The following is a 25,314-nucleotide window of genomic DNA, read 5'->3' on the forward strand; positions in this document are numbered from 1 at the left end:
ACGCATGAAGGCCTAGAGTCGCGCAGCCAACCCCCACGTCCATGAGCGAATTCATCCTCGAGACCCAGGACCTGACCAAGGAGTTCAAAGGCTTCACCGCCGTCGACTCGGTCAATCTGCGCGTGCAGCGCGGCCACATCCATGCGCTGCTGGGCCCCAACGGCGCGGGCAAGACCACCTGCTTCAACCTGCTGACCAAGTTCCTCACGCCGACGCGCGGCCGCATCGTCTTCGCCGGCATCGACATCACCGGCGAATCCTCGGCCCAGATCGCCCGCCGCGGCGTCATCCGCAGCTTCCAGATCTCTGCCGTGTTCCCCCACCTCACGGTGCTGGAGAACGTGCGCATCGGCCTGCAGCGCTTCACCGGCACGAGCTTCCATTTCTGGAAGGGCCTCGCCGGCCTGAAGACGCTGGACAGCCGCGTGCTCGACCTGCTGGAACTCGTCGACCTGCGCGACATGGCGAACGTGAAAGCGGCCGACCTGCCCTATGGCCGCAAGCGCGCGCTGGAGATCGCCACCACCATGGCCATGGAGCCGCAGCTGATGCTGCTGGACGAACCCACCCAGGGCATGGGCCATGAAGACGTGGACCGCGTGACCGCCCTCATCAAGCGCGTGGCCGAAGGCCGTACGGTACTGATGGTGGAGCACAACATGAAGGTGGTGGCCAGCATCGCCGACCGCATCACCGTGCTGGCCCGCGGCGCCGTTCTGGCCGAGGGCGACTACGCCACCGTGTCCAAACACCCCGCGGTGCTGGAGGCCTACATGGGCACCGAAGCGACCGAACTGCAGGGAGCGCACTGAGATGGCGACTCCAGCACTTGAGATCACCAACCTCCACGCCTGGTACGGCGAGAGCCACATCCTGCACGGCATCTCCTTGAGCGTGCAGCCCGGCCAGGTCGTCACGCTGCTGGGCCGCAACGGCGCCGGCCGCACGACGACGCTGCGCGCCATCATGGGCCTGACCGGCGCGCGCAAGGGCTCGATCAAGGTTCACGGTGAAGAGACGATAGCCCTGTCCACGCACCGCATCGCCAACCTCGGCATCGGCTACTGCCCCGAGGAGCGCGGCATCTTCGCGTCGCTCACCACCGAGGAGAACCTGCGCCTGCCGCCGCTGCTGAAGGCCAGGCGCGGCAAGGTCATGAGCGAGACCGAGATCTACGCGATGTTCCCCAACCTCGCGGAGCGCCGCCACAGCCCGGGCACGCGCCTGTCGGGTGGCGAGCAGCAGATGCTGGCGGTCGCGCGCATCCTGCGCACCGGCGCGGACATCCTCTTGCTGGACGAGATCTCCGAAGGCCTGGCCCCCGTCATCGTGCAGGCCCTGGCCCGCATGATCCGCGCGCTGAAGGCCCAGGGCTTCACCATCGTCATGGTTGAGCAGAACTTCCGCTTCGCCGCCCCGCTGGCCGACCACTTCATCGTCATCGAGCACGGCGAGGTCGTGCTGTCCTTCCCCGCAGCCGACTTGGCCGTACACCAGGCCCAGATGGACGAGCTGCTCAGCGTCTAACCCGACAACCCCCTGGAGACAAACCATGAAGAAGACCCTCATCGCCGCCGCACTCGCCAGCTGCGGCTTCGCCGCCCAGGCCCAGATCTCGGGCGACGTCATCAAGATCGGCTTCCTGACCGACATGTCCAGCGTGTATGCGGACATCGACGGTGCCGGCGGCGTGGAGGCCATCAAGATGGCCATCGCCGACATGAAGGGCATGGTGGCCGGCAAGAAGGTCGAGATCATCTTCGCCGACCACCAGAACAAGGCTGACGTCGCCTCTGCCAAGGCCCGCGAGTGGATCGACACCCAGGGCCTGGACCTGCTCATCGGCGGCACCAACTCCGGCGCCAACCTCGCCATGGCCACCGTGGCGGCCGAGAAGAAGCGCCCCTTCATCTCCATCGGCGCCGGCAGCTCGGCGCTGACCAACGCCAATTGCACGCCCTACACCATCCACTACGCCTACGACACCGTGGCCCTGGCCAACGGCACCGGCGGCGCGGTGACCAAGGCGGGCGGCAAGAACTGGTACTTCCTGACCGCCGACTACGCCTTCGGCGCGGCCCTGCAGGCCGACACAACGGCCGTGGTGCAGAAGAACGGCGGCACGGTCAAGGGCAGCGTCAAGCACCCGCTGAACGCCAGCGACTTCTCCAGCTTCCTGCTTCAGGCGCAGGGCTCGGGCGCGCAGATCCTGGGCCTGGCCAACGCCGGCGGCGACACCATCAACGCCATCAAGGCCGCCAACGAATTCGGCATCACCAAGGGCATGAAGCTCGCCGGCCTGCTGATGTTCATCAACGACGTGCATTCGCTGGGCTTGAAGACGACGGAAGGCATGTACCTGACCGACTCCTGGTACTGGAACCAGACGCCGGAAGCCCGCGCCTGGAGCCGCCGCTTCTTCGAGAAGATGAAGCGCATGCCCTCCTCGCTGCAGGCCGCCGACTACTCGGCCGTCACGCACTACCTGAAAGCCGTCGAAGCCGCCAAGACCGACGACGCCGACAAGGTCATCGCCCAGATGAAGGCCACGCCCATCAACGACTTCTACACCAAGGGCACCATCCGCAAGGAGGACGGCCGCGGCATCCACGACATGTTCCTGATGCAGGTGAAGTCGGCCAAGGAATCCACCGAGCCGTGGGACTACTACAAGGTCGTGGCCAAGATCCCGGGCGAAGAGGCCTTCACCAAGCTCGCGGACAGCAAGTGCCCGCTCGTCAAGAAGTGATCCCCTGAGGGTGCGATGACTGAGTTCTTCGGTATTCCCCTGCCGGCCCTGCTGGGCCAGCTGCTGCTCGGCCTGGTGAACGGCTCGTTCTACGCGATGCTGTCCCTGGGCCTGGCGGTCATCTTCGGCATGCTCAACATCATCAACTTCGCCCACGGGGCGCTGTACATGATGGGGGCCTTCTTCGCCTGGATGGGGCTGGAATACCTGGGGCTGAACTACTGGTTCATGCTCGGTCTCGCGCCGCTCGCGGTGGGCGTCATCGGCATCGTCATCGAACGCACGATGCTGCAGTGGCTCTACAAGCTGGACCACCTCTACGGCCTGCTGCTGACCTTCGGCATCACCCTCGTCATCGAGGGCGTGTTCCGCAGCTTCTACGGCGTGTCGGGCCAGCCCTACCAGGTGCCGGACGCGCTGCAGGGCGCCACCAACCTCGGCTTCATGATCCTGCCCAACTACCGCGGCTGGGTCGTCGTCGCCTCGCTGGTGGTGTGCTTCGCGGTGTGGGCGCTGATCGAGAAGACGTCGCTCGGCGCCAAGCTGCGTGCCGGCACCGAGAACCCCAAGCTCGTGCAGGCCTTCGGCATCAACGTCCCCGCCATGGTGACGCTGACCTACGCCGGCGGCGTGGCCCTGGCGGCCTTCGCCGGCGTGCTGGCCGCGCCCATCCTGCAGGTCTCGGCGTTGATGGGATCCAACCTCATCATCGTGGTGTTCGCCGTCGTCGTCATCGGCGGCATGGGTTCCATCCTCGGCTCCATCCTGACCGGGCTGGGCTTGGGCATCGTCGAGGGGTTGACCAAGGTCTTCTACCCCGAGGCCTCCAACACGGTCGTCTTCGTCGTCATGGCCATCGTGCTTCTGGTTCGTCCCGCCGGCCTCTTCGGTAAAGAGAAATGAACAAGAAGCTCATCGGCTACGCCGCGCTGTTCATCGGCATCGCGCTCTTGCCCGCCTTCGGCGCCTATCCCGTCTTCGTGATGAAGGTGCTCTGCTACGCGCTGTTCGCCTGCGCCTTCAACCTGCTGGTGGGCTTCACCGGCCTGCTGTCCTTCGGCCATGCGGCCTTCCTCGGCACGGCCGCCTACGTGACCGGCCATGCGCTCAAGGTCTGGGGCCTGCCGACGCCGGTCGGGCTCATCGTCGGCATGCTGGGCGCGGCCGGCGTGGGCCTGCTGTTTGGCCTGCTGGCCATCCGCCGCTCGGGCATCTACTTTTCGATGATCACGCTGGCCCTGGCGCAGATGCTGTACTTCTTCTTCCTGCAGGCGCCGTTCACGGGCGGGGAAGACGGCCTGCAGAGCGTGCCGCGCGGGACATTCCTGGGCATCGACCTCCACAGTGACCTGACGCTGTTCTACGTCGTGCTGGGCATCTTCATCGCCGCCTTCTGGCTGATCTACCGCATCGTCCATTCGCCCTTCGGCCAGGTGCTGACCTCCATCCGCGAGAACGAGGCCCGCGCCACCTCGCTGGGCTATGACACCGGCCATTTCAAACTGCTGGCCTTCGTGCTGTCCGCCGGCCTGGCCGGCCTCGCGGGCGCCACCAAGACCCTGGTGCTGGGCTTCGCGACGTTGACCGACGCGATCTGGACCACCTCCGGGCTCGTCATCCTGATGACGCTGGTGGGCGGCATGGGCACGCTGGTCGGCCCGATGGTCGGGGCGCTGGTCATCATCGCGCTGGAGAACAAGATCGGTGACCTCGGCAACCTGCTGGCCGACCTGACCGGCGTGGCCTGGTTCAACAGCCTGGGCGAATCGGTCAGCCTCGTCACCGGGCTGATCTTCATCGTCTGCGTGCTGGCCTTCAGACGCGGGCTGGTGGGCGAGGCGATGGCGCTGCTGGAACGCAAGCCGAAGGCTTCTTCTTCCTGAACACCAGCACGTTGCCCGCCATCACGAGCAGCAGGCCCGCCAGGGCCGGCGCCGTCCACACATAGCCCTCGGCCCAGGCCGACACATTCAGCGCCACGACCGGGAACAGCACCGTGCTGTAGGCCGCCCGCTCCGGGCCGAGGCGCCCCACCAGCGTCAAATAGGCCGTGAAGCCGATGACCGAGCCCGGGATGGCGAGATACAGCAGGGCGCCGACGTAGCGCGTGCTGGCATCGAACACCAGCGGCACGCCCGCCACCAGCGCATAGCCCGTCAGGATGGCTGTGCCCACCGCCATGCCCCAGGCGTTGGTCTGCACCGGCTTCAGCCCGGCCTTCTGCAACGCGGCCGACAGCAGATTGCCCGTCGAGAAGCACAGCGTGCCCCCCAGCGCCCAGGCCAGGCCCGCCGCCGTGGCATGCCCGCCGCTGATCTCCGGCCAGAACAGCAGCACCAGGCCCGTGAGCCCCAGCGCTCCGCCCGCCAGCACCTGCGGTGCGATGGCCCGGCCATGCACCACGCGCGCCAGCAACGCGTTCCACAGCGCCGCGCTGGAGAACACCACGGCCACCAGCCCGCTGGCCACCGTCTGGCTGGCGTTCAGGAAGCAGACGAAGTTCAGGCAGAACAGGCACAGGCCCTGGGCCAGCACCCAGCCCAGCGCCTTGCCGCGCGGCACCACAAGCTGGCGCCGCCACAGCAGCCACACGAACAGCACCAGCGCCGCCAGTCCGAAGCGGTAGGCGATGGACAGCGCGATGGGCACGGCGCCCAGCTGCCACTTCAGCGCGATCCAGGTCGTGCCCCAGATCAGCACCACCAGCACATAGAGAAAAGCATTCATGCCGCCAGCATGGCCGCTCGGCCGCCGATGCGATTGCACATTCCTGCGCATCGTCGCCCCTGCCGGAGCACAAGGAAGGGCTGCGGCTCTAGCATCGCCGCATGCCTGACCTCACCGCTGGCGCAACCGCCCACCAGCCCGTCTTCGACGTGCTGGGCCGCTCCCACGCCCGCCGCGAACGTGAGCTGGCGCTCGCCAACGGCCTGCGGCTGGTGCAGTGGTGCAACCACGGCGGCCGCATGGACTACCAGCGCCCCGGCCACCACACGCTGTCGGTCTATCTGCAGGGCGGGCACGACACCCACCTCATCGAGACCCCGCGCGAGACCGGCCACCCGGGCTGCCACTGCATCCTGCCCGCCGAGCACGAGTCGCGCTGGAACGTCGCCGGGCCGCTGCGCTTCGTGCACCTCTACCTGTCGGCCGGCACCTGGGCCGACCGCATCGTGCGGCTGATGGACGCCGAGCCCCGCGCCATCACGCTGGAGCAGCGCATCTTCGGCGAGGACGCAACGCTGGCCACCTGGGCCCAGGGCGTCGCCGCCTGCGACTGGGCCGACCCCACCGAACGCCTGCGCATCGACGCCCTCAGCCAGTCCGCGCTGGACCACCTCGTGCTGCAGGCAGCCCAGCCCCGGCAGCGCGAGCGGGCAGAGCGCCAGGGCCGTTCCCTGGGCGGCCTGTCCGGCGCGGCGCGACGCCGGGTGCTGGCCTTCGTCGACGCCCACCTCGACAGCCCCGACCTCAGCCTGCCCCGCCTCGCCGCCGAGGCCCATCTGTCCGAGTTCCACTTCGCCCGCATGTTCCGCGCCTCCATGGGCTGCACGGTGCACGACTGGGTGGCCGCCCGCCGCCTGGACCGCGCCCGCGCCCTGCTGCGCGAAACTGTCCAGCCGCTGGCCGACATCGCTGCCGCCTGCGGCTATGCCGGTGCCAGCCACCTCAGCCGCCACGTCAAGGCGTCCACGGGCGCCACGCCGGGCCAACTTCGGCACGCGCTGCGCGGGCGCTGACTGCTGCCAGTACGCCGTCAGCATTCACGCACGAGTTAGGGGGACCGCACCCGCCGGAGATGGCCCACCATCGAGCCATGGCCACGTCCGCCCGCTTCAAGTTCACCGCCACGTTGCTCGTGTCGGTGCTGGCTGTCGTGCTGACGCTTTTCGTGCCCGGCGAGAACGACGCGGCCGACAGCCCCGTGCGCACCGCCAGCCTGCTGCCGCCGCCGCAGCGCTGAGCCGCGCCGCGACGCCCCGATGGCGTGACAAACGACGCCTCCCAGCCCACAGATCGACAGCCCCGTTCGCGAAGCAGACACTCACTGGCGCGATGATGTGTGCCTTTGAAGTAGCACCCGCGCCCCGACGATGAACGAGCTGTTGACCTGGACCCTGGCCGCCGTGGCGGCTGCCGTCGTGCTGCTGCTCCTCTGGCTGGGCCGGCGCCGCCAGCAGCAGGCCCGTGCCGACGCCGAACGCCGCGAGGCCCAGCGCGTCGCCCAGGAGCAGGCCGAGTACGCCGCGCACGCGTACCGGCCGCCGGCTGACCCGGCCCGCGAGCAAGCCGATGCCCAGGCCTTGCGTGAGGTCGAGGAAGCCGTCGCCCGCCGCCTGGCCGAGCAGCGTGCCGAGGAAGAACGCATCGAAGCCGAGCGCGTTCGCGCCGAACGCGAGGAGGCCGCCCGCCTCGAAACCCAGGCCCGGGCCGCCCGTGAGGCGGCCGCCGCCGAGGCGCTGCGCCTGGCCGAACAACGTGCCGAAGCCGAGCGCCTGGCCCGTGAGGCCGCGGAACAGGCCGCCAGGGAAGCCGCCGAGGCCGCCGAAGCCGAACGCGTCGCCCAGGAGCGCGCCGAGGCGGAGCGCCTGGCCCGTGAGGCCGCTGCGCGCCGGGCAGAGGAACAGGCCAGGGCACAGGCGGAAAGCGAGCGCCTGGCCCGCGAGCAGGCCGCACGCGAGGCCGCCGAGGCCGAGCGCCAGGAAGCCGAACGCGTCGCCCGCGAAGCCGAAGCCCTGCGCCTGGCCGCCGAGGAAGCGGAGCGCGAAGCCGCCCGCCGCCTGGCGGAACAGCAGGCCGCGGCCGAAGCCGAACGCGCCGCTGCGGAGGCTGCCGCAGCAGCAGTCCGGGCCACCCGCGAGCTGCGCGCCGACGAGACCCTGGTGCTCGTCGCCGACGACTCCAAGATCGTGCGCGTCAAGATCAGCCGGCTGCTGACCGGCCAGACCTACCGCGTCGCCCTCGCCGAGAGCGGCGAGCAGGCCCTGGAGCTGCTGGCCGCGGAGCGCCCGCACGTCGTCATCACCGACGTCGAGATGCCCGGCATCGACGGCTTCGAGCTGACCCGCCAGGTGCGCGCCAACGCCGCCTGGGCCGACCTGCCCGTGCTGATGATCACCTCGTCCGACGACAAGCGCGAACAGGCCGACGCCGCCGGCGTGACCCAGCTGCTCGGCAAGCCCTATTCGGAAGAAGCGCTGATCGCCGCCATCGAGCGAGCGCGCCTGGCCGTGCGCGTGCCGGCCTGAGGTTTCGCCCGGCCGCGCAAGGCAGCGGTCCGAACAGCCGGTGTCGGTCAGGCACCGGCAGCCGCGGAATGCCGCTATGGTCGGGCCTCACGCGCCACCCCGACCGCGGCCATGGAATTCCAACGATTCACCGCGCCCGACCCCGCGGCGCTTGAAGCCGGCATTGCCGAACAGCGCATCCAGCTTGCGGCCGCCGCACGGGCAGGCGATGCGCTCGCTGTGGTCGACCACACGGCCGATCTCGGCAGCCTGCTGACGACGGCGCGACGCGACGCCGAGGCGCTGGAATTGCTGCAAACCCAGCTCGACCGCGTCGAGACCTTCTCCGGCTCCGAGGTGGCCGGCTGGTTCTGGAACGCCTACGCCACGGCCCTGCAGTACAACGGCCGGCGCGACGAGGCCGAGCCGGCCTTCGCCCACGCATTGGCGCTGTCACGCACCGGCGGCTGGCAGCGCCTGCAGTCCTTCGTGCTGCAGCACTGGGGCCGCAGCCTGGTCGAGCAAGGCCGGCTCGACGACGCGCAGGCCCGCTTCGAGGAAGCCCTCGCCCTGCGCCGCCAGCTGGACGACCCGCGCACGGCCGCCACGGAGCGGGCCCTGACGGGCCTGGCAGAACTGCGCGAACGACCGGACGTGCATCGATCGGGCTCGCCCACCCCGGGCAGGGGGCTGGAACTGCCCTGACACCCTCCCTACACTGGACCGCGCTGGTGATGCAGCCGGCCAGTCGAATCGGCTGCGTACGTGGCGCGCGGGGAGCGCGTCGCCGAAACGGAGGAATGGAATGATCACGACAACCATCCTGCGATTGCGCGGCCTCGGTGGCAGGACCGCCTGGCTAGCCGCCCTGCTGGGCGCGCTGCTCGCGGCACCGCCAGCCCATGCGGCTCGCGATGCGCTCGAGAACCGCTACGACATCAAGGTGTACGCCAATGCCGGCAAGCCCGACCTGACGGTCGACCCGATCCGGCTCAAGTCCCAGCTCAACGTCATCGATCGCTACTTCGACCCCGACAACGCCAGCGACCGCTGCGCCGTGGCCGAAGGCGCCGTCGGCGGCTACGGCTGGCGGCGGCTGATGGTGTTCGACGTCGTCATCGTCAATGCCGGCGACGGCGACCTGGTGGTGGGCGACCGCAGCGATCCCGCCAACCCCTATGCCGGCGCCTTCTATTTCGACGCCTGCCACGGCCATTACCACATGGCCGGGTTCTCCGAGTACCGGCTGCGCTACAAGTCGGACGGCAACGTCTCCACCATCGGCCGCAAGCAGGGCTTCTGCTTCGAGGACTCCTTCAAGTACAGCGGCAGCAAGAGCGCCGGCTTCCATTGTGGCTACCAGGGCATCACCAGCGGCTGGGGTGACTGGTACTACAAGCAGCTGCCGGGCCAGTGGATCGACGTCACCGGCGTGTCCGAGGGCGACTACGAGCTCGAGGTGGAGATCAACCTGCAGCCCGATCCCTACAAGTTCGACCAGGGCGAAAATCGCTACCCCGACGTTGTGCGCGTGCCGGCCAGCGTGCCCAAGCGCAGGGAACGCTAGGCGCGGCGAGGGACCGGCGCCCCTCGCTCAGCGCGGCACCGCGGCCAGCAGCTTGCCGATGAACTCGTTCAAAGCCGGCCCGTTGTCTATCCACCGCACCACGGCCACGACATCGTTCTCCCAGTCGATGTAGATGATGTTCTGCCCGTTGCCGCGGAAGGTCACGCTGCTCTCGGGCGCGGCCGGCAGGGCCTTGCGACCCGTGTTGAGGAACCAGTTGCAATAGCCGTACTCGGCGTTGTCCGGCCCCGGCTGGCGGGCCTTGGCGATCCAGTCGCGGCTCACGATCCGCCGCCCCGCCCACTCGCCCTGGCGCAGGAAGAGGTAGCCGAAGCGCGCCATGTCCCAGGCGTCGATGAACATGCCGCCGCCCCAGTGGCCGCCGCCGCTGACCGACTGCATGCGCTGGCCGTCCAGCTCCACCCAAGAGTTCTCGTAGCCCTGCCAGCGCCAACGGCTGGACGCGCCGATCGGGTCCATGACCTGCTCGCGCAGCACCTCGGGCAGCGGCCGGCGCCAGACCTGCAGCGCGGCCAGGGCCAGCACGTTGACACGCACGTCGTTGTACTTGTAGTGCGTGCCCGGCCCGTAGACGGGCCGGTTGGGCCAGTCCTCGGGCGTCTTGCCCACGGGGCGGTCGGCCCAGTCGGGCTTGCCCCACAGCGTGCCCTGCCAGTCGCTGGTCTGGCGCAGCAGGTGCTCCCAGGTGATGGGCGCGTTCTTGGCCGAAGTGAACAGCTCGACGCCGGGCGGCATGGCGTCGGCCACGCGCTCGTCGGTGCCCTTGATCAGCCCCTGCTGCCAGGCCAGGCCCACCACCGTGGACAAAAAGGTCTTGGTGATGCTGTGGCTCATGTCCACGCGCCGCGTGTCACCCCACTCGGCCACCACCTTGCCGCGGCGGATGACGAGGCCGTTGATGGCGGCCCGCTCGCGCGTGGGGCCGATCTGGCCGCCGAAATAGGGCTCGGCCTTGCCGAAGGTCTGCGCCAGCGCCAGCGCCTGGTCGCGCGGCAGCGGGTTCTCGTGCGCCTGGGCGTAGGCGACGGCCTCAGCCAGCCTAGCGGCATCCATGCCCACCGCGGTGGCTTCAGCGCGCTGCCAGTCGCCGCGCGGCGGGAAGTAGGCCGGCTCGGCGGCAGCGAGCGTCGAGGCGAGGGCGGCGAGGAGGACGAGGCGGCGGTGGAGGCTCATCGGACCATTGTGGCGAGGTGCTCCGGGTCGAACGCCGCACCGCGAGGGGCTATTTCTTCGTCGCCCGGGTCATCAGGTAGTGCTGGCGCACCACGTTGTTCTCGAAGTAACGCGCAACGAAGCCGTCGAGCTCAGCCCTGAAGGCCGCGAGCCTGGCCGGCTCGTCCTTCAAGGCGGCCACCAGTTTCACCACCGGGCCTAGCGTCTCCTCGATGCCTTTTCGGTAGTGCTGCGGGCTCAACGCCGGGAACAGCATGACCGAGCGGTCGAAAACGACGTCCGTCACGGCATCCCCGAGCCGCTGGCGGACGATGTTGGGATCGCCCCATTGCGGGGGCGGGGCTGCTCCCGGCGGCGGCGGGACGAACCTGCCGACCAGCGCGAACATCTGCCCCACGTAGTGTTCCGGCGGCCACGTGGAAAACGCAATGGTGCCGCCAGGCTTGAGGACGCGCAGCATCTCCGCGATGGCGACATCCGGCCTCGGCGCGAACATGTGACCGAACTGGCTGATCACCGCATCGAAGGTCGCGTCCGCGTAGGGCAGGGCTTCGACATCGCCCTCCGTGAATTCAATCTCGACGCCGGCCAGTGCCGCATGCTGCCTGCCGTGCTGGATCAGCACCGGAGACAGGTCGAGCGCGCGGACCTTCGCGCCTGCGCGCGCTGCCGTCAGCGCCGCCACGCCAGTGCCGCAGCCGACATCGAGCACGAGCTGCCCCGGGCCGATGCGCGCGTGCCTGACGAGTTCCGCGGCCGTCATCGTCGTGACGGCTTCGAGTGGCGCGAAGAGCGACCAGCCCTCTCGCTGGATGGCCTTGAGCTGGGCAAACGGATCGTCTGACACGGTGGACTCCTTCCAGGGGCGGCGATGGAGGACGCGATTGTTGCCCCCAAGGACGCGACCCGGCAAGAAGCGAGACGTTACGTTCCGCCCCCGCGTCCCGCCTCGATCCCGGAACCTCCCTCTCCGGCTTCGTCGTTCAACTTCGGCCGGACCCCATACAGACGTCGCGACAGCGCGCCGCCGCGTTCGATCAGAAAGCTGCACAGCCGCCCCGCATAGCCCACAGTCACCGCCTCGCGCACCGAGGGCCGCCCGGCCAGGGCCTCGCGCCAGGCCTGCACCCGCGGCATGCCTTCGAACAGGCCCTCAGGCGGAATGACGGCGAAGTAGCGGAACACCGGACCGAAGGCAGCGTCGACGAGACCGAAGCGCCGACCGGCGAACCAGGGGCCCGCTTCCTCGCGTTCGGCCAGCGCGGCTTCAAGCTGCTCGAAGCGACCGCGCAGCGCGGCATAGGCGCGCGTCAGCGCCGGCTCGTCCGCCGCGCTGTAAAGCACGGCGATGCCGCTCAGCACCGCCGAGCCGAACTCCACCCAGGCTCGCTCGCGGGCGCGGGCCAGCGGGTCCTGTGGGTGCAGGCGAGGCGGGCGCGTCTCGTCGAGGTACTCACAGATGACGGCAGACTCGAACAGCGCCTCGCCGCCCACCCTGAGCACCGGCGTCTTGCCCTGCGGCGACAGGCGCAGGAACCAGTTGGGCTTGTTCGCCAGGTCCACGTCCACGCGCTCGAAGGCCACGTACTTCTCCTTCAGCACGATGGCGGCGCGCTGCACGTAGGGGCACAGCGCATGGCTGACCAGTACCAGGCCGCTCACGCCGCCGCCGGCGTGAAGCGGCGGCTGGTGCGCAGCGCCGCGGCGCCATCGCCGGCCAGCCATAGCACGACCGACATCGCGGCCAGGAAGACCGGGTACTCCCAGCCCCCGCCCGATGCATTGAAGACCCAGCCGTTGGGTGCATGCACCCAGGCCGCGCCGACCAGGATGGGCAACAGGCCGAGCGCGACCTGCCGCGGGTAGACGCCCGCCAGCAGCAGCGCGCCGCCGAGGGCCTCGGCCGCGAAGACGGCATAGGCCAGCGCGCCCGGCAGGCCCTGGCCGGCAAAGAACTGCGCCGTGCCCGGCAGCGTGAAGACGAAAAGCTTGAGCCCCGCGTGGGCCAGGTACATCAGGCCAAGGGACAGGCGCAGCAGCAGCAGGCCCAGAGGGGTCGAGGAGGCCATGGACATCTCCAAAACGGTGTTGCGATGCAGCCAATGTAGGCAGGCAATCCGCGCATGAAGATAAGCAGGCAAGACAACTCCGATTGCAGCCATGCAATACGCACTCGCCCCCGCCGACCTCGCCCTGGTGCTGGCCCTGCACCGCGCCGGCACGCTGGCCGCGGCCGGCGAGCGGCTGGGCGTCAATGCGTCCACGGTGTTCCGCATGCTGCAGCGCCTGGAGCGTGGCCTGGGCCAAACCCTGTTCGAACGCGGCCGGCGCGGCTACAAGGCGCTGGCGCTGGCGCGCACCCTCGCCACCCAGGCCGAGCAGGTGGAGGCAGCGCTGGAGGCCGCCCGCGCCGCCGCCCAGGCCCAGCCCGGCCAGGCCGCCGGCACGGTGCGCATCACGACGACCGACACGCTGCTGCATGGCCTGCTCGCGCCCGCCCTGGCCGCCCTGCACAGGGCCCAGCCGCGGCTGCAGTTCGAGCTGCACACGGGCAACGAGCTGGCCAGCCTCACGCGGCGCGACGCCGACATCGCGCTGCGCGCCACCAGCAAGCCCCCGGTCCACCTGATCGGCCGCCGCGTCGGCCCCATCCGCGTCGCCCTCTACGCCGCGAAGTCCAGCGCCATCAAGCACTGGGACCAGGTCGAGGCGGGCGCCGCCGCCTGGGTCGCGCCCGACGACGGCCTGCCCGAGCACCCCTCGGTGCGCTGGCGGCAGAAGCACTTCCCGACGCTGCAACCGGCCTTCCGCACGGGCAGCGTGCAGAGCGTGGCCGAGCTGGTGGCCCTGGGCGTGGGCGTGGGCGTGCTGCCTCTCCTCCTCGCCGAGCCGCGGCGCGAACTGCGCCGGCTGACCGAGCCGCTGGACGAGGCCCAGACCGATCTATGGCTGCTGACCCATCCCGAGACCCGCCATCTGCAGCGCGTACACACGGTCTACGAGCACCTCGCCCGCACGCTGGCCCTGGATTGAGCAGGATCAAGCCAGGGGCGCTTGACCTTGCCATCATGGGAGGGTTGACGATGCCCGCCTCCACCGCCACTCCCGCCACGCCATGAGCACCACCGCCACCCTGAACGACGTGACACTGCAGGTCAGCGGCATGACGTGTGCCTCCTGCGTGCGACGCGTCGAGAAGGCCTTGCAGGCCGTGCCCGGCGTGCAGGCGGCCAGCGTCAATCTCGCGACCGAGAAGGCCTCGGTCCAGGCCCTGCCCAATGTGCCGACCGAAGCGCTCCAGGCTGCGCTCGACAAGGCCGGCTACCCGGCCACTGTCGTCGAAGCCGATGCACCGCCCCCTCCCGAAGCGCCCGCCGGCCTGCCCGCCTGGTGGCCGGTGGCCGCCGGCGCGGCGCTGACGCTGCCGCTGGTGCTGCCCATGCTGGGCGGCCTGTTCGGCGTCATGTGGATGCTGCCCGGCTGGCTGCAGCTGCTGCTGGCCACGCCGGTGCAGTTCGTGCTGGGCGCGCGCTTCTACAAGGCCGGCTGGCACGCGCTGCGCGCCGGCAGCGGCAACATGGACCTGCTGGTGGCCCTGGGCACCTCGGCGGCCTATGGCCTCTCGGTCTTCCTGATGTGGCGCCACCCCGGCCATGCCCATCTCTACTTCGAGGGCTCGGCTGCCGTCATCACGCTGGTGCTGCTGGGCAAGTGGCTGGAGCAGCGCGCCAAGCGCCAGACGACCGACGCCATCCGCGCACTCAACGCGCTGCGGCCCACCACGGCCCGCGTGCTGCGCGGCGAGGTGGAAGTGGAGGTGCCGGTGGCCGAGGTGCGGGTGGGCGATGTCGTCGTCGTGCGGCCCGGTGACCGCATCCCCGTGGACGGCGAGATCGTCAGCGGCCGCAGCCATGTGGACGAGTCCCTCATCACCGGCGAGAGCCTGCCGGTGGCCAAGGCGGCGGGCGAGCATGTGACCGGCGGCGCCATCAATGCCGAGGGCGCGCTGACGGTGCGCACGACGGCCGTCGGCGCGGAGACGGCGCTGGCCCGCATCATCCGCATGGTGGAGTCGGCCCAGGCCGCCAAGGCGCCCATCCAGCGCGTGGTGGACCGCGTCAGCGCCGTCTTCGTGCCGGTCGTGCTGGTGGCTGCGGCGATCACCTTCGCCGGCTGGTGGCTGCACAACGGCGACGCCGAGCAGGCCCTCGTCAACGCGGTGGCCGTGCTCGTCATCGCCTGCCCCTGCGCGCTGGGCCTGGCCACGCCGACGACGCTGATGGCCGGCACCGGCGTCGCAGCCCGCCAGGGCATCCTCATCAAGGACGCCGAGGCGCTGGAGCTGGCCCACGCGGTGACGGTCGTCGCCTTCGACAAGACCGGCACGCTGACGGTAGGCCAGCCCACGCTGACCGCCGTGCTGCCGGCCGAGGGTCAGAGCCGCGACACGCTGCTGCAGCTGGCCGCGGCGCTGCAACGCACGAGCAGCCACCCGCTGGCGCTGGCCGTGCTGGCCGAGGCCCAGGGCCTGGCCGCGCTGCCCGTGGAGCAGGCCGGCGCGCTGCCGGGCCGCGGTGTCGAGGGCGTCGTGCAAGGGCGGCGGCTGTCGCTGGGCAGTGCCCGCCTCGCGCAGGAGCTGGGCGTGGCCAGCGGCGCCCTCGCGGCGGAGGCGCAGCGGCTGGAAGCCCAGGGCAACACCGTCTCCTGGCTCATCGAGGGCAGCCGGCTGCTCGGCCTGCTGGCCTTCGGCGACCGCATCAAGGACACGGCCGCCGCCGCCGTGGCGCAGCTGCAGGCGCGTGGCATCCGCACCGTCATGCTGACGGGCGACAGCCGCGGTGCGGCGGCCGGCGTGGCCCAGACGCTGGGCATCACCGAGGTCCACGCCGAGGTGCTGCCGGGCGACAAGGCCGCCACCGTGCAGCAGTTGCGCGCGGGTGGCGCCGTCGTCGCCTTCGTCGGCGATGGCCTCAACGACGGGCCGGCGCTGGCGGCGGCCACGGTCGGCTTCGCGATGGCCGGCGGCGCCGACGTGGCCACCGAGGCCGCCGGCGTCACGCTGATGCGCGGCGACCCGCGCCTGGTTGTCGACGCGCTGGACGTGTCGCGCCGCACCTACGCCAAGATCCGCCAGGGCCTGTTCTGGGCCTTTGCCTACAACGTCGTCGGCATCCCGCTGGCGGCCTTCGGCCTGCTCAACCCGGTCATCGCGGGCGCCGCGATGGCCTTCAGCAGCGTCAGCGTGGTGGCCAATGCGCTGACGCTCAAGCGCTGGCGCGGCACGGCCACGGAGGTGCGGCCATGAACATCGGCGAAGCGGCGCAGGCCTCGGGCGTGTCGGCCAAGATGATCCGGCACTACGAAAGCATTGGCCTGTTCGCGGCGGCGGCACGCAGCGAGGCCGGCTACCGCGTTTACGGCGAGCGCGAGCTGCACCTGCTGCGCTTCATCCGCCACTCGCGCGACCTCGGCTTCTCGCTGGAGCAGATCCGCGCGCTGCTGGGCCTGTGGCAGGACCGCGCCCGCCCCAGCCGCGAGGTGCGGGCGCTGGCGCAGAGCCACCTCGCCGAGCTGCAGGCCAAGCTGGCGGAGCTGCAGGCCATGAAGACGACGCTGGAACAGCTGGTGCATAGCTGCCATGGCGACGACAGGCCCGACTGCCCCATCCTCGACACGCTGGGCGCCGACGTCGTAACAAAGCGCTGACACAACCGCGCTATCGTTGGCCATCCTCATCAGCCCGCGAGCCCACGATGCGCCTCGTCCTCCTCGCTTCATTCGCCCTGGCCGCCGCCTCCGCCGCGCAGGCCGACTCCTTCGTCTCCTCCGCCGCCGGCGCCGGCTCGGCCTCGTCGGGCAGCGTGTCCGACTCCTTCAAGCAGTCCTCCGGCAGCAGCAGCGGCGGTGAACGCCGTGCCGAAGGCCGCTACCGCGTCACCGAGGTCGCACAGGCCGAAGAGGCCGGCAAGCTGCGCCTGAAGCTGGAACGCGAGGGCGCCGCGCCCGTCGAGCTGACGCTGCCCCAGCAGGCCCTGGCGGCGCGCACCGTCAACGTCGGCGACGAGGTGCAGGCCACGCCCCAGGCCTACGGCATCGCCTTCGCCCACGCTGACACCGGCCAGGCCTTCTACCTGGTGCTGGAAGACGCCTGGCACCGCGAGCTGGCAGCACGCGTCGTCAAGCCTTGATCCGTACCGCGCTGGCAGCGGCGCTGCTGGCAGCCGCGGGCGCGGCGCAGGCCGGCTCGCTGCCGCCGCGCGGCTGTGACCGCCCCGTCAACGTCACCGCCACCCAGCAGGACCGGCTGCTGCGCTTCGCCGCCGTCGTGCGCGAGGCCCTCGCCACCTCGGGCGCCAGCGCCGCGCTGATCGCACGCTCGGGCACCGACCTGTCGCGCTTCGGCCTGCGCTATTCGCACGCCGCCGTCGCGCTGGCCGAAGGCCTGGACACCCCCTGGGCCGTGCGCCAGCTCTACTACGCCTGCGAGGAGGGCCAGCCCCGCCTGTTCGACCAGGGCCTGGCCGGCTTCGTGCTCGGCAGCGACGACGCGACCCAGGGCTATGTGAGCCTGCTGCTGCTGCCGCCCGAGGCCGCCACGCCGCTGGCGCGGGCCGCCCTCGACAAGCCCCTCGCCCTTGGCCTGCTGAACGCGCGCTACAGCGCCAACGCCTACCCCTTCAGCAGCCGCTACCAGAACTGCAACCAGTGGGTGGCCGAGCTGCTGGCCGCAGCCACCGCCGGAACCACCGCGCGCACCGACGCTCAGGCCTGGCTGCGCTCCCAAGGCTATGCGCCCGAGCCGGTGCACGCCTCGCCCTGGCTGATGCTGGCCGGCCGCTTCGTGCCCTGGCTGCATTTCGACGACCACCCGGCCGAGCTGCTCGACGCCGGCACCGTGCAGACCAGCCTGCCCGCCAGCCTCGAAGCCTTCGCGCTGCAGAACTGGCCCGCGGCGCGGCGCATCGAGCTCTGCCACGGGCCGCAGGGCGTCGTGCAGCGCGAAGGCGGCGCGCCGCTGGCGCCCGGCTGCATGCCGCAGCCGGGCGACCGGGTCACGCCGCTTGACTGATCAGGCGGTCACTGCGACGGGCGGCTGTACCTGGTTGCGCCCGGCCTGCTTGGCGATGTACAGCTGCTCGTCCGCACGCTTCAGCAGCGATTCGCCGCTTTCGTCAGGCTGCCGCTGAGCGACGCCCAGGCTGACGGTCACGCGCAGCCGCTGCCCGTTGTCGATCACGACGCCTTCGCTCTGATCGACCAACACCCGCAGGCGTTCCGCCACCTCAAGCGCCTGAGCCAGCGTTGTCTCTGGCAACACCAGCACGAACTCTTCGCCCCCGTAGCGCGCCACCCAATCAGAGCTCTCGCGCAGCGTGCTGCGCAACCACTGCCCCATGGCCGCCAGGACACGATCACCCGCCGGGTGGCCATGGCTGTCGTTGACGGCCTTGAAGCGATCCACATCGCAGAACACCACCGACAACGGTCGCGCATACCGCTCGGCATGGGCCAGCGCTTCCGGGTACTTCTGCGTAAACGCCAGACGGTTGTGGCAACCGGTCAACGGGTCAGTCACGGCCAGCGTCTTGAGGGTGTCCAGGGCGGTCTGCAACTGCTCGGTGCGTTCGGCGACGCGGGCGTCGAGCTGATGCACATGCTCGGCCACACGCTTGTGCAGCCCGGCCAGGCTGGCAGCCACGCGGTCGAGCTCGTCGGGTACCCGGCCGGCGGGCGGCATCCAGGTCGGGGCCGGCTCGCCGGCGCGCAGATGGTCCAGGCTGGCAGACAGCGCGGCCAGCGGGCGATGCACGCGACGGTGCACCAGCACCAGCGCCATGCCCAGCAACAACGTCGTCAGCGCCAGGCCAGGCAGCAAGGCGCGAAGCACCTGGCCGACCGCCTCGCGCCGCAGCACCGCGGCATCGGGAAAGACCAGCAGCTCACCGATCACAGCGCCCACGGAGCGGGTGTCCACTGACCGGGCCCAGGTCGTGATGCGCACGCTGGGCGGACGGGGCCCCGTGCGGATGGGAAAGACCAGGGGCTCGACACCCTCCGCCAGCGAGGCCTGCCCAGCTGCGGCAAAGGGACGGGTCCCGCCACGCTCACGCACCACCAGATACCCGACGCCTGGAATGCCCATGGCTGTGTCGAGATGGCCCTGCGTCAGGTCGGGCGAGACCTGCCACAGCGTCTCGGCGATATTGCCGGCCATCGACTCGACATAGCGGCTCAGCGCAGCCTGCAGGCGCTGCTCGGCGTCGTGACGGGCCCACAGCCCCATCGCGGCGGCCCAGACCACGCCAAGCATCAGGCCCCACAGGGCGATTGCCTTGATGAGGCGCCTTGCGAGGGGCTGGTGGCGCGCTGCGGTCATGGGAGTCGAAAGGGCATGAAAGCCGCGATGTTAGGCACCGCCGGCACCCGCACCGTTGGCGAGGCGCGGTCTCTTTTCACGATGTCACCGCTTCGAGTCGGGGCGGGCCGAATGCCGAAACTCGACAAAACTGCGGATGTCATCCGCGCCGCGGCTGCGCACAGTCCGCCCCCACAAGATCACTTTGTTGACCAGGGGGCCCTATGGACGAATTGCTGGACCGGGACGCCGACGCGGCGACCACCGACACGACGACGACGGACACCACGACCGACAGCGGCGGTGCCGAGCTGCGCGGCTCGTCGTTCGACTACCTGACCCAACCCGGCGCCGACCTGGCTGCCAAGGCCCAGGCCTTCCATGCCTGGGCGCAGACGCGGGTCAGCCACGGCGTCTTCCCGTATGCCAAGCGCCTGGGCGGCCGGCCGGGCGCAACGGCCGAGCTGACGCTGCTGGACGGCCAGCGCCATGCGGGGCTGAACTTCTCGTCGCAGGAATACCTGTCGCTGGCCCGCCACCCCAAGGTGTGCGCCGCGGCGCAGGCGGCGATGGAGCGCTACGGCGTGCACAGCGCCGGCTCGACGGCGCTGGCGGGCAACGTGGAAGAGGCCACGGCGCTGGAGGCCGAGCTGGGCGAGCTGCTGCGCATGCCCGAGGTGCTGCTGTTCCCGACCGGCTGGGCCGCGGGCTTCGGCGCCATCAAGGGCCTGGTGCGCGAGACCGACCACATCGTCATCGACCAGCTGGCACACAACTGCCTGCACGAGGGCGCGCGCGCGGCCACGCCCAACATCCACCTGCACCGCCACCTGGACGTGGACCACGCCGAACGCCTGCTCAGGCGCGTGCGCCAGCGCGATCCGCACAACGGCATCCTGGTCGTCACCGAGGGCTGCTTCTCGATGGACGCCGACTCGCCCGACATCGCCCGGCTGCAGGCCGTGGCGCGCGCCCACGGCGCGCTGCTGATGGTGGACGTGGCCCACGACCTCGGCAGCCTGGGCGCCGGCGGCGGCGGCCAGCTGGAGATGCAGGGTGTGCTGGGCCAGGTGGACCTGGTGATGGGCTCGTTCTCCAAGACCTTCGCGTCCAACGGCGGCTTCGTCGCCAGTCATGACCGCGCGATCAAGGAATACCTGCGCTTCTACGCGGCGCCCAACACCTTCTCCAACGCGCTGTCGCCGGTGCAAGTGGCCATCGTGCGCGCCTGCCTGGCCATCGTGCGGTCGAGCGAGGGGGCGCTGCGGCGCGAGCGGTTGATGCAGGCCATCCTCGGCCTGCGCGGCGCGCTGACCGAGCAGGGCATCACCGTGCTGGGCCATCCCTCGCCCATCGTGCCCGTCATGCTGGGGCCCGACGCGCTGGCCCGCGTGGCCAGCCGCGAGATGGCGCAGGCCGGCCTGCTGGCCAACCTCGTCGAGTATCCGGCGGTGTCGATGAACAGCGCGCGGCTGCGCATGCAGGTCATGGCCGACCACACGCCCGCGCTGGCGCAGACGGCCGCGCGCATCGTGGCCGATGCGCTGCAGCGCGCTCGCGCGCTGACGGGCGAGCTGCAGTGATCAGGGCCGCGAGGGAATCTTGAGCCCGCGCTGCACGGCCGGCCGCGCGAGGAAGGACTGCAGCACGCGGTCCACGTTGCTGAAGTCGACATAGCCCACCAGGTCGGCAGCGCCGTAGAAGCCGATCAGGTTGTTGACCCAGGGGAAGGTGGCGATGTCGGCGATGCCGTACGCGTCGCCCACCAGCCACTCGCGCCCGGCGAGGTGTTCATCCAGCACCTTCAGCAGCCGGCGCGACTCGGCCACGTAGCGGTCGCGCGGGCGCTTGTCCTCGAAGTCCTTGCCGGCGAATTTGTGGAAGAAGCCGACCTGGCCAAACATCGGCCCGATGCCGCCCATCTGGAACATCAGCCACTGCAACGCCTCGAAGCGCAGCGCCGTGTCCTCAGGCAGCAGCTGGCCGGTCTTGCTGGCCAGGTAGACGAGGATGGCGCCGCTCTCGAACAGGGCCAGCGGTTTGCCGCCCGGGCCGTGGGGGTCGAGGATGGCGGGGATCTTGTTGTTCGGGTTCAGCGACAGGAACTCGGGACTGTTCTGGTCGTTGCTGTCGAAGCGCACCAGGTGGGGCTCGTAGGGCAGGCCCGTCTCCTCCAGCGCAATGGACACCTTGACGCCGTTGGGCGTGTTCAGCGAGTAGAGCTGCAGGCGGTCCGGGTGCGCGGTGGGCCATTTCTTCGTGATCGGGAAGGCGCTGAGGTCGGTCATGGGGCGGCGCGTCGAAATGCGGAACGGCGATTGTGGAGTTGCGAGAATGCCCCCATGACTTCTGTTCCCGCCCCGGCGCCGTCGCGCCTGGCTCTGTACCTGCAGCTGATTCGCTGGGACCGCCCGGCCGGCTGGCTGCTGCTGCTGTGGCCCACGCTGTCGGCGCTGTGGATCGCCGCGGATGGCTGGCCGGGCTGGCATCTGCTGCTCGTCTTCACCCTCGGCACGGTGCTGATGCGCTCGGCCGGCTGCTGCGTCAACGACGTGGCCGACCGCGAGTTCGACCGCCACGTGCAGCGCACCGCGCAGCGGCCGGTGACGACGGGCGCGGTGTCGGTCAAGGAGGCGCTGCTGCTGGGCGCGGCGCTGTCGCTGGTGTCCTTCGGCCTGGTGCTGACCACCAACCCGCCGGCCATCCTGCTGAGCTTCGCGGCACTGGCCGTGGCCATCGCCTACCCCTTCGCCAAGCGCGTGCTGGCCATGCCGCAGGCGGTGCTGGGTGTGGCCTTCTCCTTCGGCATCCCGATGGCCTTCGCCGCGGCGCTGGGCGGGGTCGAGTGGCATCTGCATTCGGTGCCGCTGTCGGCCTGGGCGCTGCTGGTGGCCAATCTGTTCTGGGTGCTGGCCTACGACACCGAATACGCGATGGTGGACCGCGAGGACGACCTGAAGATCGGCGTGCGCTCCTCGGCCATCGCGCTGGGCCGCTGGGACGTGGCCGGCATCATGGCCTTCTACACCACCTACCTGGCGATGTGGGCCGGCCTGGGCCTGCGCCTGGGCCTGGGCCGCTGGTTCCTCGCCGGCATCGCGGCAGCGGCGGCGCAGGCGGCGTGGCATTTCACGCTGATCCGCCGGCGCGATCGCGCGGGCTGCTTCACGGCCTTCCGGTCCAACCACTGGCTGGGCTTTGCCGTGTTCGTCGGCACGGCCCTGGACCTGGCGCTGCGCTGATGGACACGCGGCGGCGCTTCCTCGGCTGCGGCGGCGCGCTGCTGGTGCCGGGCTGGGCCCATGCCCAGGCCGCCGCGTCGGCTGCGGGCGACACGCTGGTGCTGGCCAATGCCGTCTACCCGCCGCTGGTCAATCCGCAGGGCCATGCCAGCGGCGAGGGCGTGGACATCGAGATCGCCCGCGAGGCGCTGCGCCGCGGTGGCTTCGCCGGCACCCTCGACGTGCAGTGGGTGCCCTGGAAGCGCGTGCTCTTCATGCTGGAGCGCGGCCTGGCGGACTTCACGACGACGGTCAACCACAGCGCCGAGCGCGACCGCTTCCTGCGCTGGAGCATGGCCTACCGCGCCGGCGTGCGCTATCACTTCTACAGCCGCAAGGGCGCGGGCCTGAAGCTGCAGCATCTCGAGGACCTGCACGGCCACAGCCTCGCGCTGAGTGCCGGCTTCATCTACCCCAAGGCGGTGCTGGAGATGGCGCACGACCGCGTCGAGTACGGCCGCGACGTGGGCGGTGCGGTGCAGCTGGTGGAGCGCGGGCGCGCCGAGATCGTCATCGTCAGTGCCTTGGCCGGCACCTGGGAGATCCGCCAGCTGGGGCTGGCCGACCGGCTGGAGCGCCTGGCGCTGGAGTACTTCAACCCCGAGCCCACCTTCATGGCCTTCTCCAGGCACAGCCAGCGCGGCATGGCCGCGCTGGCGGCCATGGACGCCGGCCTGGCCAGCATGCTGCGCGACGGCAGCATCACGCGCATCGAGAAGCGCTACGTGCGCTAGGCCTTCGGGAAGCGGGCGCGGATCTCGTCCATCCAGCCCAGCAAGGCCAGCGTTTCTGCATGCGGCATGCGCGGGCTCTCGACCAGGCCGGCGCGGATGCATGCTTGCGCCTCGGCGATCTCGCCCTCGAAGCCGTTGACGGCGTAGGGCGCCGCCATGCGCTCCGGGGGCGCCTTGCGGGTGACCAGCTCGACCGCCTCCGAGCCCCAGAAATCCACCGGGAAGCGCAGCGCGGCCTTGGACCCCAGCGCCTCGAAGGCGTTGACGGAGGCCGCGTCGAAGCCGCAGCGGAACTGCGAGGTCACGCCGCCGGGGAAGTGCAGCGTCACGTGGACGGCCGCGTCCACGCCGGTCGGCGCGATCTTGGCCTGCACGTCCATGGATTCGGGCTCGGGGCAGACGCCGCCGTTCATCTGCTGCAGCACCCAGCGCGTCACTGCCAGGTTGTAGATGCCGATGTCCCACAGCGCGCCGCCGGCGAGCAGAGGATTCCACTGGCGGTGCAGCGGGTCGTACACGGACGCGAAGCAGAAGCTGGACTGCATCGCCCGCAGCTCGCCGATGGCGCCCTCGCGCAGCAGCCGGCCGGCCAGGTCGTAGGCCGGCAGGAAGCGCGTCCACAGCGCCTCCATCAGGAAGACGCCTTTCTCGCGCGCCAGCTCGACGAGGGCCTGGCCCTCGGCACGCGTCGTCACCAGCGGCTTCTCGCACAGCACCGGCTTGCCGGCCTCCAGCGCGGCGCGGATGTACTCGCCGTGGTTGGAGTGGGGCGTGGCGATGTAGACGGCGTCGATGGCCGGGTCGGAGAGCAGGTCCGCCAGCGCTGTCGTCACGCGCGCCAGTGCGCCGTCGCCCCGCCACTGCTCGGCATAGGCCTGGCCCTTGGCCGCGTCGCGCGCAAACACGGCGGCCAGGCGCGCGCCCGGCACGGCGGCCAGCGCGCCGGCAAAGCGGTTGGCGATGCCGCCCGGGCCGATGACGCCCCAGTTGAAGAGTTGGTTGTCGTCATGAGCCATGGTTGCCTAGCGCCTTCACGAGATCGGACTGGGTGAGGATGCCGACGAGCCTTGCCTGCTCGCCGACGATGGGAATGTGGTGATGGCCGGTGTCGGAGAACAGCGGCACGAGTTCGGCGATGGGCCGCTCGGCGCTGGCCACGCGCACCTGCCGGCTCATGATCTGGCCGACCACCTCGGGCTTGGTCGAGTGCGTGGCCGGCGAGGGCTTGAGCAGGGTCTGCAGCCGGCCGCCCAGGCCCTCGCGGCGGTCGGCCTCGGCGGCGCGCATGAAGTCGGCGCGCGTGACGATGCCGACGATGCGCTGCACGCGGTCCACCACCGGCAGGGCCTTGATGTTGTGCTCCTGCAGCAGCGCCCAGGCGTCGGCCAGCGGCGTGCCGAACTCGGCCGTGACGACGGGGCTGGACATGATGTCCGCGCAGCGCAGGCCGCCCAGGCGCTTGCGGTAGCTCATCAGCTCGGCCTCGTGCAGCAGGCCGGCGAGGTCGTCGCGCGGCACGTCCAGCACCTGGTTGTAGCGGGCCAGCACGGCGTCCAGCTCGGCGTCGCCGAAGCGCGGCAGCGCCAGCTGCGCGCCGGTGGGTGTCTGCACATGCTGGGCGTGCGGGTAGCGGCGGCCGGTGAGGCTGTTGTAGGCCATGCCAGCCAGCACCAGCAGCAGTGAGTTCAGCGCCACGGGCTGCAGCGCGAAATGCCAGTCGCGCGTCGCCGTCAGCACCATCAGCAGGCTGGCCGCGCCGCCGGGCGGGTGCAGGCAGCGCAGCAGGAACATCAGCGCGATGGCCAGCGCCACGGCCACCGCGGCCACGGCCAGCGGCGGCAGCGGCAGGGCGTGCAGGCAGGCGATGCCGACCAGGGCCGACACGGTATTGCCGCCGACCACGGCCCAGGGCTGGGCCAGCGGACTGGCCGGCACGCCGAAGACGAGCACCGCGCTCGCGCCCAGCGGCGCCACCAGCCAGGGCAGGCCCGGCGCCATCGTCATCTGGCTCAGCAGGCCGGCCAGCAGCAGGCCAAAGCCTGCCCCCAGCACGACGCGCAGGCGCTCGCGCGCGTTGACCGCCTGCGGCGCGGGCCTCAGCGCGTTCAGCCAGACAAGGACACGGTCAGGCAAGGAGGCAGAGGACATGGACGGCGGCAGGGCAAGAAGGCCGGGGCCGCCGATTGTGTCCGCCGCCCGCGCCGG

Annotated in this window: 27 protein-coding genes; 18 read left to right on the plus strand and 9 right to left on the minus strand. The window is 70.6% G+C overall.

The genetic code is table 11. The features are described from left to right. Positions 1-41: 41 nt before the first annotated feature. The 5 genes from AC07VX_RS05590 to AC07VX_RS05610 are packed head-to-tail and all read left to right on the plus strand — an operon-like array spanning position 42 to position 4,632. On the plus strand, positions 42-812 hold the full coding sequence (locus AC07VX_RS05590; RefSeq protein ID WP_493162660.1) for an ABC transporter ATP-binding protein: 771 nt from the start codon (positions 42-44) through the stop codon (positions 810-812). A gap of 1 nt (position 813) precedes the next feature. Further along, positions 814-1,527, plus strand: coding sequence for an ABC transporter ATP-binding protein (locus tag AC07VX_RS05595; protein ID WP_493162659.1), 714 nt, complete (start codon positions 814-816; stop codon positions 1,525-1,527). Between the two features lie 25 nt (positions 1,528-1,552). Then, complete coding sequence (locus AC07VX_RS05600) at positions 1,553-2,749, plus strand: ABC transporter substrate-binding protein (protein WP_493162658.1); 1,197 nt, start codon at positions 1,553-1,555, stop codon at positions 2,747-2,749. Between the two features lie 15 nt (positions 2,750-2,764). Continuing rightward, a complete protein-coding gene (locus AC07VX_RS05605) occupies positions 2,765-3,652 on the plus strand; it encodes a branched-chain amino acid ABC transporter permease (protein ID WP_493162657.1) in 888 nt (295 codons plus the stop codon). Then, positions 3,649-4,632: a branched-chain amino acid ABC transporter permease gene (locus tag AC07VX_RS05610; RefSeq protein ID WP_493162656.1), complete on the plus strand. Its 984-nt coding sequence runs from the start codon at positions 3,649-3,651 to the stop codon at positions 4,630-4,632. Before AC07VX_RS05605 ends, AC07VX_RS05610 begins: the two co-directional genes overlap by 4 nt. On the opposite strand, the gene AC07VX_RS05615 is transcribed toward AC07VX_RS05610, so the two are convergent. Continuing rightward, on the minus strand, positions 4,565-5,476 hold the full coding sequence (locus tag AC07VX_RS05615; RefSeq protein WP_493162655.1) for a DMT family transporter: 912 nt from the start codon (positions 5,474-5,476) through the stop codon (positions 4,565-4,567). The genes AC07VX_RS05610 and AC07VX_RS05615 overlap by 68 nt on opposite strands. Before the next feature lie 101 nt (positions 5,477-5,577). On the opposite strand from AC07VX_RS05615, the gene AC07VX_RS05620 reads away from it, so the two are divergent. The 5 genes from AC07VX_RS05620 (at position 5,578) to AC07VX_RS05640 (ending at position 9,544) form a co-directional block, all read left to right on the plus strand. After that, positions 5,578-6,489 (plus strand): helix-turn-helix domain-containing protein, encoded by a 912-nt coding sequence (locus AC07VX_RS05620; protein WP_493162654.1) that lies wholly within the window; start codon positions 5,578-5,580, stop codon positions 6,487-6,489. A gap of 77 nt (positions 6,490-6,566) precedes the next feature. Then, positions 6,567-6,713 carry a hypothetical protein gene (locus AC07VX_RS05625; RefSeq protein ID WP_493162653.1) on the plus strand — a complete coding sequence of 49 codons (147 nt, stop codon included), beginning with the start codon at positions 6,567-6,569 and terminating at the stop codon, positions 6,711-6,713. Between the two features lie 130 nt (positions 6,714-6,843). After that, a complete protein-coding gene (locus AC07VX_RS05630) occupies positions 6,844-7,998 on the plus strand; it encodes a response regulator (RefSeq protein ID WP_493162652.1) in 1,155 nt (384 codons plus the stop codon). A gap of 111 nt (positions 7,999-8,109) precedes the next feature. After that, a complete protein-coding gene (locus AC07VX_RS05635; RefSeq protein WP_493162651.1) occupies positions 8,110-8,682 on the plus strand; it encodes a tetratricopeptide repeat protein in 573 nt (190 codons plus the stop codon). Positions 8,683-8,782: 100 nt separating this feature from the next. Continuing rightward, a complete protein-coding gene (locus AC07VX_RS05640) occupies positions 8,783-9,544 on the plus strand; it encodes a lysyl oxidase family protein (protein ID WP_493162650.1) in 762 nt (253 codons plus the stop codon). A 27-nt stretch (positions 9,545-9,571) separates the two neighbouring features. On the opposite strand, the gene AC07VX_RS05645 is transcribed toward AC07VX_RS05640, so the two are convergent. The 4 genes from AC07VX_RS05645 to AC07VX_RS05660 form a co-directional block, all read right to left on the minus strand. Further along, positions 9,572-10,738 carry a serine hydrolase domain-containing protein gene (locus AC07VX_RS05645; RefSeq protein WP_493162649.1) on the minus strand — a complete coding sequence of 389 codons (1,167 nt, stop codon included), beginning with the start codon at positions 10,736-10,738 and terminating at the stop codon, positions 9,572-9,574. Positions 10,739-10,787: 49 nt separating this feature from the next. Further along, positions 10,788-11,585 (minus strand): class I SAM-dependent methyltransferase, encoded by a 798-nt coding sequence (locus AC07VX_RS05650; RefSeq protein WP_493162648.1) that lies wholly within the window; start codon positions 11,583-11,585, stop codon positions 10,788-10,790. Positions 11,586-11,662: 77 nt separating this feature from the next. After that, the gene (locus AC07VX_RS05655) at positions 11,663-12,400 is read right to left on the minus strand and encodes a glutathione S-transferase family protein (RefSeq protein WP_493162647.1); all 738 of its coding nucleotides are present in this window, start codon (positions 12,398-12,400) and stop codon (positions 11,663-11,665) included. After that, positions 12,397-12,813 carry a DoxX family membrane protein gene (locus AC07VX_RS05660; protein WP_493162646.1) on the minus strand — a complete coding sequence of 139 codons (417 nt, stop codon included), beginning with the start codon at positions 12,811-12,813 and terminating at the stop codon, positions 12,397-12,399. Before AC07VX_RS05660 ends, AC07VX_RS05655 begins: the two co-directional genes overlap by 4 nt. A gap of 85 nt (positions 12,814-12,898) precedes the next feature. Here AC07VX_RS05660 and AC07VX_RS05665 point away from each other — a divergent pair, with 85 nt between their 5' ends. From AC07VX_RS05665 to AC07VX_RS05685, 5 genes are all read left to right on the plus strand, one after another. Further along, entirely contained in the window at positions 12,899-13,771 is an 873-nt protein-coding gene (locus AC07VX_RS05665; RefSeq protein WP_493162645.1) for a LysR family transcriptional regulator, read from the plus strand. Between the two features lie 82 nt (positions 13,772-13,853). Continuing rightward, positions 13,854-16,043: a heavy metal translocating P-type ATPase gene (locus AC07VX_RS05670; RefSeq protein ID WP_493162644.1), complete on the plus strand. Its 2,190-nt coding sequence runs from the start codon at positions 13,854-13,856 to the stop codon at positions 16,041-16,043. Next, positions 16,040-16,444 carry a Cu(I)-responsive transcriptional regulator gene (gene cueR, locus AC07VX_RS05675; protein ID WP_493162642.1) on the plus strand — a complete coding sequence of 135 codons (405 nt, stop codon included), beginning with the start codon at positions 16,040-16,042 and terminating at the stop codon, positions 16,442-16,444. Before AC07VX_RS05670 ends, cueR begins: the two co-directional genes overlap by 4 nt. A 47-nt stretch (positions 16,445-16,491) precedes the next feature. Continuing rightward, the gene (locus AC07VX_RS05680; RefSeq protein ID WP_493162641.1) at positions 16,492-16,926 is read left to right on the plus strand and encodes a hypothetical protein; all 435 of its coding nucleotides are present in this window, start codon (positions 16,492-16,494) and stop codon (positions 16,924-16,926) included. Next, on the plus strand, positions 16,923-17,807 hold the full coding sequence (locus tag AC07VX_RS05685) for a DUF2145 domain-containing protein (protein WP_493162640.1): 885 nt from the start codon (positions 16,923-16,925) through the stop codon (positions 17,805-17,807). Before AC07VX_RS05680 ends, AC07VX_RS05685 begins: the two co-directional genes overlap by 4 nt. On the opposite strand, the gene AC07VX_RS05690 is transcribed toward AC07VX_RS05685, so the two are convergent. Beyond that, positions 17,808-19,115: a GGDEF domain-containing protein gene (locus AC07VX_RS05690; protein WP_493162639.1), complete on the minus strand. Its 1,308-nt coding sequence runs from the start codon at positions 19,113-19,115 to the stop codon at positions 17,808-17,810. It abuts the gene before it with no gap. A 203-nt stretch (positions 19,116-19,318) separates the two neighbouring features. Here AC07VX_RS05690 and AC07VX_RS05695 point away from each other — a divergent pair, with 203 nt between their 5' ends. Continuing rightward, positions 19,319-20,677, plus strand: coding sequence for an aminotransferase class I/II-fold pyridoxal phosphate-dependent enzyme (locus tag AC07VX_RS05695; RefSeq protein ID WP_493162638.1), 1,359 nt, complete (start codon positions 19,319-19,321; stop codon positions 20,675-20,677). Here AC07VX_RS05695 and AC07VX_RS05700 read toward each other — a convergent pair whose 3' ends face one another. After that, positions 20,678-21,382 (minus strand): glutathione S-transferase N-terminal domain-containing protein, encoded by a 705-nt coding sequence (locus AC07VX_RS05700; protein WP_493162637.1) that lies wholly within the window; start codon positions 21,380-21,382, stop codon positions 20,678-20,680. It abuts the gene before it with no gap. Between the two features lie 54 nt (positions 21,383-21,436). Here AC07VX_RS05700 and ubiA point away from each other — a divergent pair, with 54 nt between their 5' ends. Together ubiA and AC07VX_RS05710 are read left to right on the plus strand one after the other, a co-directional pair. Then, positions 21,437-22,336, plus strand: a complete 900-nt coding sequence (ubiA, locus tag AC07VX_RS05705; RefSeq protein ID WP_493162636.1) for a 4-hydroxybenzoate octaprenyltransferase — start codon at positions 21,437-21,439, stop codon at positions 22,334-22,336. Continuing rightward, positions 22,336-23,109: a substrate-binding periplasmic protein gene (locus AC07VX_RS05710; protein ID WP_493162635.1), complete on the plus strand. Its 774-nt coding sequence runs from the start codon at positions 22,336-22,338 to the stop codon at positions 23,107-23,109. The genes ubiA and AC07VX_RS05710 overlap by 1 nt, the downstream gene beginning before the upstream one ends. Here AC07VX_RS05710 and AC07VX_RS05715 read toward each other — a convergent pair. Both AC07VX_RS05715 and AC07VX_RS05720 read right to left on the minus strand, forming a co-directional pair. Continuing rightward, positions 23,106-24,125, minus strand: coding sequence for a Gfo/Idh/MocA family protein (locus tag AC07VX_RS05715; protein ID WP_493162634.1), 1,020 nt, complete (start codon positions 24,123-24,125; stop codon positions 23,106-23,108). The two genes, AC07VX_RS05710 and AC07VX_RS05715, sit on opposite strands and share 4 nt — an antisense overlap. Continuing rightward, the gene (locus AC07VX_RS05720; RefSeq protein WP_493162633.1) at positions 24,115-25,257 is read right to left on the minus strand and encodes an HPP family protein; all 1,143 of its coding nucleotides are present in this window, start codon (positions 25,255-25,257) and stop codon (positions 24,115-24,117) included. The genes AC07VX_RS05715 and AC07VX_RS05720 overlap by 11 nt, the downstream gene beginning before the upstream one ends. Positions 25,258-25,314 lie beyond the last annotated feature (57 nt).

Source organism: Roseateles sp. GW821-FHT03B02 (assembly GCF_059421025.1).

Bases quoted from the DNA above. Each gene is read 5' to 3' on its own strand.
- AC07VX_RS05590 (WP_493162660.1), top strand. From the start codon at position 42: ATGAGCGAATTCATCCTCGAGACCCAGGACCTGACCAAGGAGTTCAAA.
- AC07VX_RS05595 (WP_493162659.1), top strand. From the start codon at position 814: ATGGCGACTCCAGCACTTGAGATCACCAACCTCCACGCCTGGTACGGC.
- AC07VX_RS05600 (WP_493162658.1), top strand. From the start codon at position 1,553: ATGAAGAAGACCCTCATCGCCGCCGCACTCGCCAGCTGCGGCTTCGCC.
- AC07VX_RS05605 (WP_493162657.1), top strand. From the start codon at position 2,765: ATGACTGAGTTCTTCGGTATTCCCCTGCCGGCCCTGCTGGGCCAGCTG.
- AC07VX_RS05610 (WP_493162656.1), top strand. From the start codon at position 3,649: ATGAACAAGAAGCTCATCGGCTACGCCGCGCTGTTCATCGGCATCGCG.
- AC07VX_RS05615 (WP_493162655.1), bottom strand. From the start codon at position 5,476: ATGAATGCTTTTCTCTATGTGCTGGTGGTGCTGATCTGGGGCACGACC.
- AC07VX_RS05620 (WP_493162654.1), top strand. From the start codon at position 5,578: ATGCCTGACCTCACCGCTGGCGCAACCGCCCACCAGCCCGTCTTCGAC.
- AC07VX_RS05625 (WP_493162653.1), top strand. From the start codon at position 6,567: ATGGCCACGTCCGCCCGCTTCAAGTTCACCGCCACGTTGCTCGTGTCG.
- AC07VX_RS05630 (WP_493162652.1), top strand. From the start codon at position 6,844: ATGAACGAGCTGTTGACCTGGACCCTGGCCGCCGTGGCGGCTGCCGTC.
- AC07VX_RS05635 (WP_493162651.1), top strand. From the start codon at position 8,110: ATGGAATTCCAACGATTCACCGCGCCCGACCCCGCGGCGCTTGAAGCC.
- AC07VX_RS05640 (WP_493162650.1), top strand. From the start codon at position 8,783: ATGATCACGACAACCATCCTGCGATTGCGCGGCCTCGGTGGCAGGACC.
- AC07VX_RS05645 (WP_493162649.1), bottom strand. From the start codon at position 10,738: ATGAGCCTCCACCGCCGCCTCGTCCTCCTCGCCGCCCTCGCCTCGACG.
- AC07VX_RS05660 (WP_493162646.1), bottom strand. From the start codon at position 12,813: ATGTCCATGGCCTCCTCGACCCCTCTGGGCCTGCTGCTGCTGCGCCTG.
- AC07VX_RS05665 (WP_493162645.1), top strand. From the start codon at position 12,899: ATGCAATACGCACTCGCCCCCGCCGACCTCGCCCTGGTGCTGGCCCTG.
- AC07VX_RS05670 (WP_493162644.1), top strand. From the start codon at position 13,854: ATGAGCACCACCGCCACCCTGAACGACGTGACACTGCAGGTCAGCGGC.
- cueR (WP_493162642.1), top strand. From the start codon at position 16,040: ATGAACATCGGCGAAGCGGCGCAGGCCTCGGGCGTGTCGGCCAAGATG.
- AC07VX_RS05680 (WP_493162641.1), top strand. From the start codon at position 16,492: ATGCGCCTCGTCCTCCTCGCTTCATTCGCCCTGGCCGCCGCCTCCGCC.
- AC07VX_RS05690 (WP_493162639.1), bottom strand. From the start codon at position 19,115: ATGACCGCAGCGCGCCACCAGCCCCTCGCAAGGCGCCTCATCAAGGCA.
- AC07VX_RS05695 (WP_493162638.1), top strand. From the start codon at position 19,319: ATGGACGAATTGCTGGACCGGGACGCCGACGCGGCGACCACCGACACG.
- AC07VX_RS05700 (WP_493162637.1), bottom strand. From the start codon at position 21,382: ATGACCGACCTCAGCGCCTTCCCGATCACGAAGAAATGGCCCACCGCG.
- ubiA (WP_493162636.1), top strand. From the start codon at position 21,437: ATGACTTCTGTTCCCGCCCCGGCGCCGTCGCGCCTGGCTCTGTACCTG.
- AC07VX_RS05710 (WP_493162635.1), top strand. From the start codon at position 22,336: ATGGACACGCGGCGGCGCTTCCTCGGCTGCGGCGGCGCGCTGCTGGTG.
- AC07VX_RS05715 (WP_493162634.1), bottom strand. From the start codon at position 24,125: ATGGCTCATGACGACAACCAACTCTTCAACTGGGGCGTCATCGGCCCG.
- AC07VX_RS05720 (WP_493162633.1), bottom strand. From the start codon at position 25,257: ATGTCCTCTGCCTCCTTGCCTGACCGTGTCCTTGTCTGGCTGAACGCG.